The organism is Bacillus sp. FSL L8-0199, from assembly GCF_038005705.1.
GTDB classification, from domain to species: Bacteria; Bacillota; Bacilli; order Bacillales; family Bacillaceae_G; genus Bacillus_A; species Bacillus_A cereus.
The window spans coordinates 1,497,457-1,510,059 of record NZ_JBBOTS010000001.1; the positions used below are offsets into that span (position 1 = coordinate 1,497,457).

Below are 12,603 nucleotides of genomic sequence, written 5' to 3' on the forward strand. Positions count from 1 at the left end.
GGGGAGACAACGGATGAAAATTGCCTTAATCGCACATGACAAAAAGAAAAATGATATGGTTTCGTTTGCATACGCATATAAACCAATTTTTGAACAACATGAATTATTTGCAACAGGAACGACAGGGCTTCGTATTATGGAAGCGACTGGATTAGTTGTAACAAGATATCAATCTGGCCCTCTTGGTGGAGATCAAGAAATTGGTGCAATGATTGCAAAGAACGATTTAGATATGGTGATTTTCTTCCGCGATCCATTAACAGCACAGCCGCATGAACCGGATGTGAATGCATTGCTTCGTTTATGTGATGTATATGCGATTCCACTTGCAACGAATATGGCAAGTGCTGAAATGTTAATGCACGCATTAGAGCGAGGAGATTTAGATTATCGTAAGTTAAGAAAATGAGGGGAACAATTATGAGTGGATTACATATATTAGCGTTTGGTGCTCATGCCGATGATGTTGAAATCGGCATGGCTGGTACCATCGCTAAATATACAAAGCAAGGGTATGAAGTAGGTATTTGTGATTTAACAGAAGCTGATCTTTCTTCAAATGGAACGATAGAGTTGAGAAAAGAAGAAGCGAAGGTCGCAGCTCGTATAATGGGAGTAAAAACGAGGCTGAATTTAGCGATGCCAGACCGTGGTTTGTATATGAAAGAAGAGTATATACGTGAAATTGTCAAGGTGATCCGTACATATAAACCAAAACTAGTTTTTGCGCCGTACTATGAAGATCGCCATCCAGATCATGCAAATTGTGCAAAGCTTGTGGAAGAGGCTATTTTTTCAGCAGGAATCCGTAAATATATGCCGGAACTTTCACCACATCGTGTGGAGTCTTTTTATAATTATATGATTAATGGTTTTCATAAACCGAATTTTTGTATAGATATAAGTGAGTACCTCTCTATAAAGGTAGAAGCATTAGAAGCGTATGAAAGTCAGTTTTCAACAGGGAGCGATGGTGTTAAGACACCGTTAACAGAAGGTTACGTTGAAACTGTGATCGCTCGTGAGAAGATGTTTGGAAAAGAAGTTGGAGTCTTGTATGCCGAGGGATTTATGAGTAAGAAACCGGTTTTATTACATGCTGATTTATTAGGGGGATGTAAATGAAATTAAAAATAGGTATTACATGTTATCCTTCTGTAGGTGGTTCTGGAGTTGTTGGAACAGAATTAGGAAAGCAATTGGCGGAACGTGGGCATGAAATTCACTTTATTACATCGGGTTTACCATTCCGATTAAATAAAGTATATCCAAACATTTATTTTCATGAAGTGACGGTAAATCAATACTCTGTATTTCAATATCCACCATACGATTTAGCGTTAGCAAGTAAAATGGCCGAGGTTGCACAAAGAGAAAACCTAGACATTTTACATGTGCATTACGCAATACCACATGCAATTTGTGCATATTTAGCAAAACAAATGATCGGAGAGCGTATTAAAATTGTCACAACCTTGCATGGAACAGATATTACTGTGTTAGGTTCCGACCCTTCGTTAAATAATTTAATTCGTTTTGGTATTGAGCAATCGGATGTTGTTACTGCTGTCTCGCATTCATTAATTAACGAAACACATGAGCTTGTAAAACCAAGTAAAGAAATTCAAACGGTATATAACTTTATAGACGAACGTGTATATTTCAAGCGTAATATGTCTCAATTAAAGAAAGAATATGGTATAAGTGAGAGTGAAAAAGTACTTATTCATATTTCGAATTTCCGTAAAGTGAAACGTGTGCAGGATGTTGTTCAGGCATTTGCTAAAATTGTTAAAGAAGTAGATGCGAAGTTGCTTCTTGTTGGAGACGGACCAGAATTCTGTACGATTTTACAGATAGTGAAGAATTTACATATTGAAGATCGCGTTTTATTCCTAGGGAAGCAAGATAATGTTGCAGAACTACTTGCGATGAGTGATTTAATGTTGCTTCTATCAGAGAAGGAAAGTTTTGGTCTTGTTTTATTAGAAGCAATGGCGTGTGGTGTACCTTGTATCGGAACGCGGGTTGGAGGTATTCCAGAGGTTATTCAACACGGGGAAACAGGATATTTATGTGAAGTTGGCGATACAACAGGAGTGGCAAATCAAGCTATTCAGCTATTAAAGGACGAGGAACTTCACCGTAATATGGGAGAACGAGCAAGAGAAAGTGTTTATGAGCAATTTCGCTCAGAAAAAATTGTTTCACAATATGAAACGATTTACTATGACGTACTAAGGGATGACAAAAATGGAAAGATTTAAAAAAGCTAGTTCTATTATTGAGACATTAAAGCAACAAGGACATGAGGCTTACTTTGTTGGTGGGAGCGTACGAGATCTTATTATCGATAGGCCGATTGGAGATATTGATATTGCGACATCTGCTCTACCAGAAGAAGTGATGGCTATATTCCCAAGAAATGTTCCTGTTGGTCTTGAGCATGGAACTGTAATTGTTGTAGAAAATGGTGAGCCTTATGAGGTAACTACTTTTCGAACAGAAAGCGAATATGAAGATTTTCGAAGACCTAGTAGTGTTCAATTTGTTCGTTCATTAGAAGAGGATTTAAAACGTCGTGATTTCACGATGAATGCAATTGCTATGACAGAAGAAGGCAAAATGGTTGATTTATTTGCTGGACAGGAAGCCATTCAACAGAGAGAAATTGTGACAGTTGGAAATGCTGTGGATCGTTTTCAAGAAGATGCCCTGCGAATGATGCGTGGTATTCGGTTTGTAAGCACGTTAGGTTTTTCATTAGAAATGAAAACGAAGCAAGCGATTGAAACGTATGGGCATTTGCTAGAACATATAGCAATTGAGCGTATTACAGTAGAGTTTGAGAAACTGTTAACTGGTACATATTGTGTGAAAGGTCTCAAAGAATTAGTAGAGACGAAGCTATTTTCTCATTTGCCATATTTACAAATGTCAGAAGAGAGACTGTTAAAAGCTACGCAGTATAAATGGGATTCTTTCGAAACGGATATTGAGGCGTGGGCATTTTTCTTATATTGTATCGGAGAAGAACATCCATCTGTCTTTTTACGTCAATGGAAGTTTTCGAATAAAAAAATAAAAGATATTGTTGCAGTTTTATTGGCAATTCGTACTAGAAAGGAGAAGGATTGGGATACAGTCCTTCTTTATAAAACGGGAATTCATATCGCTGAAATGGCAGAGAGAGTATATGAAGCGATGATTGAAAGCTATAATCCTACATCTATTGAACGAGTACAATCAATGTTTCATGCATTGCCAATCCAGGAGCGTCAAGAAATGAATGTGACTGGTAATGATTTATTAAACTGGGCAAACAAAAAGCCTGGTCCGTGGGTTGCTGAAATGCTTCAGAAAATCGAAGAAGCAATCGTACAAGGAAACGTAGTTAATGAGAAAGAGCGTATAAGGGAGTGGCTGCAAGGATGCAATCTACTATAAGAAAGCAGTTATTGCAAGTTTTTTCTGAAGCGGATGGCGAGTTTGTATCCGGCCAAACAATTAGTGATAAACTTGGTTGTTCAAGAACTGCTGTGTGGAAACATATGGAGGATCTGCGGAGTGAGGGATATGAACTTGAAGCTGTGCGCCGATTAGGTTACCGAATTGCAAGTAAGCCAGACAAAGTGACTGCTAATGAAATTCAGTTAGGGCTACAAACGAAGCGGATTGGTAGAACAGTGTATTTTGAAGAAACTGTTGAATCAACGCAGCACATTGCAGCAAAACTTGCTTATGAAGGTGCAGAAGAAGGAACTGTCGTTGTAGCAGAAGAACAAACAGCGGGAAGAGGTCGTTTAAGCAGAAAATGGCATTCACCAAAAGGAACAGGGATTTGGATGAGTATTATTTTACGCCCATCAATCCCAGTTCATCATGCACCGCAACTTACTTTGTTAGCGGCTGTTAGTGTTGCACAGGCAATTGAAAAATGTACAGGTGTAAACGTAGGAATAAAATGGCCAAATGATATTTTAATTCAAGGTAAAAAGGCTGTAGGTATATTAACAGAAATGCAAGCGGATCCTGATAAAATTAATGCTGTCATTATGGGCATCGGTATTAATGCGAATCAAAAGCAAGAACATTTTGATGAAGAAATTCAGCACATCGCTACTTCATTAGCGATTGAATCAGGTAAGCCGATTGTTCGTGCAGAACTTATGCAACAAATCTATTTACAACTAGAAAAATTATATGAAGAATATTTAAAAAATGGTTTCTCTGTCATTAAAATTCTTTGGGAAAGTTACGCTGTGAGCATCGGGAAAGAAATTACCGCTCGAACAATGAGAGAGACGATTACGGGTGTAGCAAAAGGAATTACAGAGGATGGTGTATTGCTTCTAGAAGACCATGAAGGAAAAGTACATCATATTCATTCTGCAGATATCGAAATTAAGTAAAAGAAGTTCCTCTTTTGGAACTTCTTTTTATTTCAATAGTTTTGAGTTGAATTTGTAACATGATAATAAATTCTTTTCGTATTTAAAGTTCATTTCAAAATAGCTTCCGTCGAGTTGGCCTGGCATGTTATTTGACGATTACTTTGCCTGCCATTCCTTTAAGAAGATGGTATCGACATATTAATTCATATGTACCAGTATTTTTAGGTTTCACGGTAATATTCTTTTCTTTTCCTGACTGGACTACGACGTCAATACCGAGTTTTTTCACTGTAAAGGTGTGCTCGTTTTTACCTTTATTTTTCAATAGTAATGTTGTTGATCCTTCAAGCGGAATCGTGATGACATTTGGATTAAAGTAATCATCATTTAGTTCAACCTCAATCACTTTCGTTAAATCGGTGGGTTGTGTTACGACATGAACTGAGGCAAATACATGGGAGGATCCTAAAGACATCCACCATACAATCATTACAAGCAAACTGCTGAATCGAAATAACCACCTGTTCATAGACATCTGCAATTCTCCTTTGTTAAGTACTTTCCTCAATTAACCTGCATCATTAGTTTAAGAGTTATACTATATAGTTAAATTGATTACAGAAAAAATTAACTTGGACTTTTTTAACATGCGTTGAAAAAACATGTATCTTTTCAGGATTGAATTATCCATAAAAACTGTATAGCATATATACTCTCGTGTTAAATTTCATATACCGTAATAAGAATAAAAAATTATTTTTTCAAAAAAATGTAGTAATTCCTTTTTGTAGTTTGCTATAATTAGTTCGAATGTGGGCAGTATCAGAGCGAACTGCACCATGATTCGAAGTCATACGAAAAATAATAACTTGGATTCTGCCTTGATCCAATAACGGACTGGGACAGAGGGATGAATAATGCCGACTAACACACAACCCTTCTGCCCTTTTATGGCCAGAGGGGTTTTTTTATATGATTTCGGCCATCTCCTCTCTCCTGCATAAAGGAGGAGTAGTTTTTGAAAACAAAAACAGATTTTTTGAAGATGAAAGAGCAAGGTGAGCCGATTACAATGCTAACGGCGTATGATTATCCATCTGCTAAATTAGCAGAAGAAGCTGAAGTTGATATGATTCTAGTTGGAGATTCTCTTGGAATGGTTGTACTCGGATACGATTCAACAGTACCTGTAACAGTAGAGGATATGATTCATCATACGAAAGCTGTACGCCGCGGAGCGAAAGAGACGTTTATTGTAACTGATATGCCATTTATGTCGTATCACGTATCATTACAAGAAACGATGGTGAATGCACGCCGCATCGTTCAAGAGAGCGGGGCACACGCACTGAAGGTAGAAGGTGCTGGAGAAGTTATATCGACGATTCAATATTTGACGAACGCAGGAATTCCTGTTGTAGCGCATTTAGGTCTAACCCCTCAATCTGTAGGAGTGTTGGGTGGATATAAAGTGCAAGGAAAAGATGCGGAGAGTGCAAAAAAATTAATAGAAGATGCAAAGAAATGTGAAGAAGCTGGTGCAATAGCGCTTGTGTTAGAATGTGTACCAATGCAGTTAGCAGAACTTATTTCAGAGCAACTAACAATACCGACAATTGGGATTGGTGCAGGACAAAAAGTAGATGGGCAAGTGCTTGTTTATCATGATCTTATCTCATACGGCGTAAATCGTGTTCCGAAATTTGTGAAGCAATATACGTCTGTTCAAGAGGAAATTGTGCGTGGGATTTCACAATATGTTACTGAAGTAAAGACAAGACAATTTCCTGAAGAAAAACATTCGTTCACAATGAAAGAGGAAGAATGTTTAGCGTTATACGGAGGAAAACAATAATGAAAATCGTAACTACAGTGCAAGAGATGCAGCAAATTACGAGCGAACTTCGTGCAAGTGGAAAGAGTATTGGTTTTGTTCCAACAATGGGTTATTTACATGAAGGCCATGCTACTTTATTACGTAAGGCAAGAGAAGAAAATGAAATTGTAGTTTTAAGTGTATTTGTAAACCCACTACAATTTGGCCCAAATGAAGATTTAGATCGATATCCTCGTGATATTGATAGAGATGAAAATGTAGCAAAAGAAAACGGTGTAGATTATTTATTTTATCCGAGTGTAGAAGAAATGTATCCAGCAGAACAAACAACAACGGTAGAAGTTGTGAAGCGCACGGACGTATTATGCGGTCAACAAAGACCTGGTCATTTTGCTGGTGTTGCAACTGTACTAATGAAACTATTTAATATTACGCTGCCAAAGCGTGCTTATTTCGGTATGAAAGATGCTCAACAAGTTGCAGTAATTGAAGGATTTGTAACTGATTTCAATATTCCAGTTACAATCGTACCAGTTGATATTGTAAGGGAAGAAGATGGTTTAGCGAAAAGTTCTCGTAACGTGTACCTATCACAAGATGAACGTGAAGAAGCTCTTCATTTATACCGCAGCCTATGTATGGCGAAAGAAAGAATTGAGGCAGGTGAACGTAATCCGGAAATCATTACAAATCTTGTGAAAGAGTATATTGAGACGCATACGAAAGGCACTGTAGATTATGCAGATTTATATGCATATCCGTCATTAACAATGGTAGAGAAAGTCGAAGGAAGAATCATTTTAGCTATTGCAGTTAAGTTTGAAAATGTAAGATTAATTGACAATATAACATTAACGGTTAAATAAGGGGGAGCATCTATGTTTCGCACAATGATGAGAGCAAAGTTACATCGTGCAACTGTAACGGAGGCAAATTTAAATTATGTAGGTAGTATTACAATTGATGAAGACTTAATGGATGCAGTAAATATTGTAGAAAACGAAAAAGTCCAAATTGTAAATAATAATAATGGTGCTCGCTTAGAGACATACGTTATTAAAGGGGAACGCGGTAGTGGTGTTGTTTGTTTAAACGGTGCTGCGGCAAGGCTTGTACAACCAGGGGACAAAGTAATTATTATTTGTTATGGGCTAGTTACGGAAGAAGAGATTCATAAACAAGAACCAAAAATTGCAGTATTAGACGATAATAATCAAATTATTGAAATGTTAGGTGCTGAAAAAGCGAGTACGATATTATAAGTAGAAAGGCTATCTCTATTGCGGAGATAGCTTTTTTGTGCATCTTTTCATTAAGATGAGATAAAACGTGGTATAGTAACATTATATAAATTATTGTTGTTTGAAAGGTAAGAAATTGAGGTGTTACATATATGAGTAAGCGTTATGTCGTTGTTGATTTAGAGACGACAGGGAACTCCTGGAAAGATGGGAAGGATAAAATTACCCAAATTGCAGCTGTTGTAGTAGAAGATGGAGAGATATTGGAGATTTTTTCGTCTTTTGTTAACCCAAAGAGAGAGATCCCACCATTTATTACAGAATTAACAGGGATTGATGAAAGTCTTGTAAAACAAGCCCCGTTATTTCAAGATGTAGCCCCGATGATTGTTGAGCTATTACAAGGTGCGGCTTTCGTTGCGCATAATGTTCACTTTGATTGGAATTTTTTAAATGAAGAATTAAGGCAAGCTGGATATACAGAAATACATTGTCCGAAAATCGACACGGTTGAATTGGCTCAAATTCTTTTGCCGACAGCCGATAGTTATAAATTACGTGATTTAGCTAAGAAGCATGAACTAGAGCACAATCAACCACATCGTGCGGATAGTGATGCTCTTGCAACAGCGGAATTATTTTTACAATTTTTAAATGAAATTGAAAAGTTACCACTTGTCACGTTGCAATCGCTTTATGAATTAAGTGATGTGTTCCAAAGCGATATAGCTGATGTGCTTTCTGAAAATATTTTAAAGAAAGTAATGCACGGTAAAGAAGATATAACGGAGTATGAAATACATCGAAATATTGCGCTGAAAAAGCGGAACTATTCCTTAAACCTTGGAGAAACGTGTTCATCAAAGTTTGATGCTTTCTTGAATAAAACGATGGATAAATTGGAATCACATATGCCAAAGTTTGAAAGAAGAGAAAGTCAACAACTGATGATGAAAGAGATATATACGGCTTTAAGAGATTCTCGTTTTTCACTAATTGAAGCCGGTACAGGAACAGGAAAGACTCTCGCTTATTTGCTTCCTAGTCTTTATTTTGCAAAGAGAAAAGAAGAACCTGTCATTATAAGTACACAAACGGTACAACTCCAACAACAAATATTAGAAAAAGAAATTCCGTTATTACAAAAAATAATGCCATTTTCATTTGAGGCAGCTCTTCTAAAAGGAAGAAAGCATTATTTATGCTTACATAAATTTGAGTATGCTTTGCAAGAGGAAGAAAAAAATTATGATATGGCACTTACGAAGGCGAAGATTTTAGTTTGGCTATTGCAAACTGAAACAGGTGATCGAGACGAATTAAATATTCCTGAGGGCGGAAAGTTACTTTGGAATCGTATTTGTAGCGATGCGTATAGTCCAGGCGGTATGCAAAGTAATTGGTTTAGTCGTTGTTTTTACCAGCGAGCGAAGAATAAAGCTTTATTTGCAGATATCGTTATTACAAATCATGCGTTATTATTTCAAGATTTTTCAAGTGAAGAACCGTTGTTTGCTTCATGCGAACATATTATTTTTGATGAAGCTCACCATATTGAAGAAGCTGCGAGTAGAACATTGGGTGAACAGTTCTCTTGTATGTATTTTCAATTGGTTATATCTCGTCTTGGGACGCTAGAAACAGAAGATGTACTCTCCAAAGTATATAAAATGATGAAAAAATCAGAGCAAGCATCTCGTTCAACTTTCCGTATGATAAGTTATAGTTTGAAGGAACTTAAGTTTGATGCGGATGAACTCTTCCAAATGTTACGTACTTTTATATTTAAACAAACAAAGCAAGAGCAAGGAACGAATAATATGCCGCTCATCTATAGGTATAACGCAGAACTAGAAAAAGGTAAGTTGTGGGATAGTATCGTCGAATTAACAAATCGTTTTATATATGAATTAAGAAGGGTAGTAACTGCTCTTGAGAAGCAAGTGGATATATTGCAAAGTAAGTTAGAATGGGAGATGCATGTTGTAACAGGTGAATTTATGCATTTAATTGAGTTGCTGAGAAAGATGGCAGAATCATTACAGTTACTCGTATTAGAAAAGAATTCGTATGTAACTTGGATGGAGACTGAAACGAAAGGGACGATTCATTCAACAGTTCTATATGCACAGCCTGTTCATATTGGTGAAAGATTTGCTGATGAATTTTTAACAGAAAAAAAGAGTGTTATTTTTACATCCGCAACACTAACAGTTAACGATACGTTTGATTATATAAAAGAGGAACTTGGTTTACATGATTTCGCTCCAAATACTTTAAAGGTTCCGTCGCCATTTCGTTATGATGAACAGATGAAATTAATGGTGTCAACGGATGTACCTTTTATTAAGCAAGTAAGTAATGAGCGATATATTGAATCTGTATCGGAACATATTGCAAAGATAGCGAAAGCCACAAAAGGCAGAATGCTCGTTTTATTCACTTCGTATGAAATGTTAAAAGAAGCGTATGCGAATTTAAAAAATAATGATGAATTAGAGGGGTATTTATTACTGACCCAAAGTGTGAATAATAGAAGTCGAAGCCGCTTAATTCGAAAGTTTCAAGAGTTCGACAAATCAATTTTACTAGGGACGAGCAGTTTCTGGGAAGGAATAGATATTCCTGGAGATGCCTTAAGTTGTCTTGTTATAGTCCGTCTACCATTTACACCTCCTCATCAGCCGATGATGGAAGCGAAAGGTGAGTGGCTAAAAAATCAAGGTGAAGATGTATTCACTAAATTAGCGCTCCCACAAGCAATATTACGTTTCAAACAAGGATTCGGCCGCTTAATTCGAACGAATACAGATACAGGAACGGTAGTAGTGTTAGATCGTCGTTTGACGAGTTCTTCCTATGGAAAACGATTTCTACAATCGATTCCTAACGTACCTCTTTATGAAGGGCCATTAGAAGAATTGTTAGTACAATTAGAAGAACCACCAAATGAATAAAAATAGAAGAAAAATACGCCTGAAGTACTTATAAACTTCAGGCGTAAAAAATGTGGGTAGGAGGAATTTTATTTTTCTTACTTCTTGTATACAAAATGTGTTGGTTTTCGACTTGAAACCTTTTTTTGCTGTACATGTCCTGCTATAATAGATGGGTGATGAAGCAGGGGTTGTAAAGAATGTACTCTTATTGTAACCGCATTGCGTTCTTCTATAATTAGAAATTTTTGTGTAACGGAGGAGTTTTTTCATGGATAAGAAAATCGAAGTACTATCAACGACGCGTATTAAATATTCGTCGGATTTGTATAAAATTGTTGATAGTTTAAATCGTACGTTAAAAGAGCAGGACCTCATGTTCGGACTAGCATTAGACGAAAAAGATAAAGAAACAGCTGTATTTACGATTTACAGAACGTAGTGATACAATGAAAAAGTGGATTTTTGCAATCATTATTGTTATCGTTGCTAGCGGAATATATGGGGCGTATGTTTATAATAAAGCGATGGGAAAGAAAATTCCAAAAGAGTCGAAATTTGTAGAAATTGCTAAAGAAAAAGCAAAGCTTACAAAGGTGAAATCTGTTGATTATTACAACGGAAAATCTGCATATATAGTCGTGCAAGGTACAGATGAAAAGGGAGAACAACTTATCGTTTGGGTGCCTGAGAAAAAAGGGGATACTGTAGTAAGGAAAAAGAGCGAAGGTATTTCTGAAAAAGAGGCTATACAAAGAACAATAGAGCAAGTCGGCAATGAAAGTAAGGAATCAAAAAGTAAGCCGAAAGAGATTATGAAAGTGAAATTAGGCTTTGAAAATGATGTACCACTATGGGAAGTTACATATATTGATGATGACAATCGTTATAGTTATTACTATCTTGAATTTAAAGATGGAAAATTTTTAAGACGATATAGCATTGAAAAATAGATGTAGGGGGAACTACAAATGAAATTAGCAAAGCGAGTAGCTGCTTTAACACCGTCTTCAACTTTAGAAATTACAGCAAAGGCACAAGCATTAAAAGCAGAGGGTCATGATGTAATTGCATTAGGGGCAGGGGAACCTGACTTTAATACACCAGAGCATATTATGGATGCTGCACATAAAGCGATGTTAGAAGGGCATACGAAGTATACACCAACAGGTGGATTACAATCGTTAAAACAAGAAATTGTGAAGAAATTTACTCGCGATCAAGGTATTGCGTATGATCCATCTGAAATTATTGTATGTAATGGTGCAAAGCATGCATTATATACATTATTCCAAGTATTACTTGATGAGGGAGATGAAGTTATCATCCCAACTCCTTACTGGGTAAGCTATCCAGAGCAAGTAAAGCTTGCTGGCGGTAAGCCGGTTTATGTAGAAGGTTTAGAAGACAATGAGTACAAAATTACAGCAAAGCAGCTGCGTGAGGCAATTACAGAGAAAACGAAAGCAGTTATTATTAATTCACCGAGCAATCCAACAGGAATGATTTATAGCAAAGAAGAATTACAACAGCTTGGAGAAGTATGTTTAGAACATGATATTTTAATCGTTTCTGATGAAATTTATGAAAAATTAATTTATGGTGGCGTAGAATATACTTCAATTGCCCAGCTTTCTAATGCATTAAAAGAACAAACACTTATTATTAATGGTGTATCTAAATCTCATTCTATGACAGGATGGCGTATTGGATATGCTGCAGGAAATAAGCAGCTTATTAAAGCGATGACGAACTTAGCGAGTCATAGTACGTCAAACCCTACTTCAATCGCTCAATACGGCGCAATTGCGGCATACGCAGGCTCACAAGAACCTGTGGAAACAATGCGTCAAGCCTTTGAAGAGAGATTAAACATCATTTATGATAAATTAATTCAAATCCCTGGCTTTACTTGTATTAAACCGCAAGGTGCATTTTACTTATTCCCTAACGTAAAAGAAGCTGTAGCTTTATCAGGATATGCAACAGTTGATGATTGGGCAAAAGCTCTATTAGAAGAGGAAAAAGTGGCTCTTGTACCAGGTACAGGATTTGGTGCTCCAAATAATGTTCGTTTATCATATGCGACATCTCTTGAACAAGTAGAGAAAGCATTAGAGCGCATCCATACATTTATGAAAAGTAAAGTGCAAGCTTAATTTTATATTTCATTCATGTAATATAAAAAACCTCCC

At 36.6% G+C, this 12,603-nt stretch carries 13 protein-coding genes; 12 read left to right on the top strand and 1 reads right to left on the bottom strand.

Annotation, left to right across the window (positions count from 1 at the left end):
* The first annotated feature begins 13 nt into the window (after positions 1–13).
* From mgsA to NST86_RS07885, 5 genes are read left to right on the top strand one after another with little or no spacing between them, the layout of a single operon-like run.
* Positions 14–409 (top strand): methylglyoxal synthase, encoded by a 396-nt coding sequence (gene mgsA / locus NST86_RS07865; RefSeq protein WP_000684765.1) that lies wholly within the window; start codon positions 14–16, stop codon positions 407–409.
* Between the two features lie 11 nt (positions 410–420).
* Entirely contained in the window at positions 421–1,125 is a 705-nt protein-coding gene (gene bshB1 / locus NST86_RS07870; RefSeq protein WP_000015673.1) for a bacillithiol biosynthesis deacetylase BshB1, read from the top strand.
* The gene (bshA, locus tag NST86_RS07875) at positions 1,122–2,267 is read left to right on the top strand and encodes an N-acetyl-alpha-D-glucosaminyl L-malate synthase BshA (RefSeq protein ID WP_000768305.1); all 1,146 of its coding nucleotides are present in this window, start codon (positions 1,122–1,124) and stop codon (positions 2,265–2,267) included. Before bshB1 ends, bshA begins: the two co-directional genes overlap by 4 nt.
* The gene (locus NST86_RS07880; RefSeq protein ID WP_086423868.1) at positions 2,254–3,447 is read left to right on the top strand and encodes a CCA tRNA nucleotidyltransferase; all 1,194 of its coding nucleotides are present in this window, start codon (positions 2,254–2,256) and stop codon (positions 3,445–3,447) included. The genes bshA and NST86_RS07880 overlap by 14 nt, the downstream gene beginning before the upstream one ends.
* Positions 3,432–4,412: a biotin--[acetyl-CoA-carboxylase] ligase gene (locus tag NST86_RS07885; RefSeq protein WP_016117490.1), complete on the top strand. Its 981-nt coding sequence runs from the start codon at positions 3,432–3,434 to the stop codon at positions 4,410–4,412. Before NST86_RS07880 ends, NST86_RS07885 begins: the two co-directional genes overlap by 16 nt.
* A gap of 127 nt (positions 4,413–4,539) precedes the next feature.
* Here the strand turns inward: NST86_RS07885 and NST86_RS07890 are convergent, their stop codons facing one another.
* Positions 4,540–4,929 (bottom strand): cupredoxin domain-containing protein, encoded by a 390-nt coding sequence (locus tag NST86_RS07890; RefSeq protein ID WP_016117491.1) that lies wholly within the window; start codon positions 4,927–4,929, stop codon positions 4,540–4,542.
* Between the two features lie 483 nt (positions 4,930–5,412).
* Here NST86_RS07890 and panB point away from each other — a divergent pair, with 483 nt between their 5' ends.
* From panB to aspB, 7 genes are all read left to right on the top strand, one after another.
* Positions 5,413–6,249: a 3-methyl-2-oxobutanoate hydroxymethyltransferase gene (gene panB / locus NST86_RS07895; RefSeq protein WP_000851108.1), complete on the top strand. Its 837-nt coding sequence runs from the start codon at positions 5,413–5,415 to the stop codon at positions 6,247–6,249.
* Complete coding sequence (gene panC / locus NST86_RS07900) at positions 6,249–7,097, top strand: pantoate--beta-alanine ligase (protein WP_000707024.1); 849 nt, start codon at positions 6,249–6,251, stop codon at positions 7,095–7,097. Before panB ends, panC begins: the two co-directional genes overlap by 1 nt.
* Before the next feature lie 12 nt (positions 7,098–7,109).
* The gene (panD, locus tag NST86_RS07905; protein WP_000490183.1) at positions 7,110–7,493 is read left to right on the top strand and encodes an aspartate 1-decarboxylase; all 384 of its coding nucleotides are present in this window, start codon (positions 7,110–7,112) and stop codon (positions 7,491–7,493) included.
* A gap of 131 nt (positions 7,494–7,624) precedes the next feature.
* Positions 7,625–10,429: an ATP-dependent DNA helicase DinG gene (dinG, locus tag NST86_RS07910; protein WP_016117492.1), complete on the top strand. Its 2,805-nt coding sequence runs from the start codon at positions 7,625–7,627 to the stop codon at positions 10,427–10,429.
* Between the two features lie 250 nt (positions 10,430–10,679).
* Entirely contained in the window at positions 10,680–10,850 is a 171-nt protein-coding gene (locus NST86_RS07915) for a YpmA family protein (RefSeq protein WP_000358352.1), read from the top strand.
* 7 nt (positions 10,851–10,857) lie between these two features.
* On the top strand, positions 10,858–11,361 hold the full coding sequence (locus NST86_RS07920; RefSeq protein WP_000758739.1) for a cell wall elongation regulator TseB-like domain-containing protein: 504 nt from the start codon (positions 10,858–10,860) through the stop codon (positions 11,359–11,361).
* Between the two features lie 18 nt (positions 11,362–11,379).
* On the top strand, positions 11,380–12,567 hold the full coding sequence (gene aspB, locus NST86_RS07925; protein ID WP_000761560.1) for an aspartate transaminase AspB: 1,188 nt from the start codon (positions 11,380–11,382) through the stop codon (positions 12,565–12,567).
* The last annotated feature ends 36 nt before the right edge of the window (positions 12,568–12,603 follow it).

Coding starts and splice junctions, on each gene's coding strand:
- mgsA (WP_000684765.1), top strand. CDS start 14: ATGAAAATTGCCTTAATCGCACATGACAAAAAGAAAAATGATATGGTT.
- bshB1 (WP_000015673.1), top strand. CDS start 421: ATGAGTGGATTACATATATTAGCGTTTGGTGCTCATGCCGATGATGTT.
- bshA (WP_000768305.1), top strand. CDS start 1,122: ATGAAATTAAAAATAGGTATTACATGTTATCCTTCTGTAGGTGGTTCT.
- NST86_RS07880 (WP_086423868.1), top strand. CDS start 2,254: ATGGAAAGATTTAAAAAAGCTAGTTCTATTATTGAGACATTAAAGCAA.
- NST86_RS07885 (WP_016117490.1), top strand. CDS start 3,432: ATGCAATCTACTATAAGAAAGCAGTTATTGCAAGTTTTTTCTGAAGCG.
- NST86_RS07890 (WP_016117491.1), bottom strand. CDS start 4,929: ATGTCTATGAACAGGTGGTTATTTCGATTCAGCAGTTTGCTTGTAATG.
- panC (WP_000707024.1), top strand. CDS start 6,249: ATGAAAATCGTAACTACAGTGCAAGAGATGCAGCAAATTACGAGCGAA.
- panD (WP_000490183.1), top strand. CDS start 7,110: ATGTTTCGCACAATGATGAGAGCAAAGTTACATCGTGCAACTGTAACG.
- dinG (WP_016117492.1), top strand. CDS start 7,625: ATGAGTAAGCGTTATGTCGTTGTTGATTTAGAGACGACAGGGAACTCC.
- NST86_RS07915 (WP_000358352.1), top strand. CDS start 10,680: ATGGATAAGAAAATCGAAGTACTATCAACGACGCGTATTAAATATTCG.
- NST86_RS07920 (WP_000758739.1), top strand. CDS start 10,858: ATGAAAAAGTGGATTTTTGCAATCATTATTGTTATCGTTGCTAGCGGA.
- aspB (WP_000761560.1), top strand. CDS start 11,380: ATGAAATTAGCAAAGCGAGTAGCTGCTTTAACACCGTCTTCAACTTTA.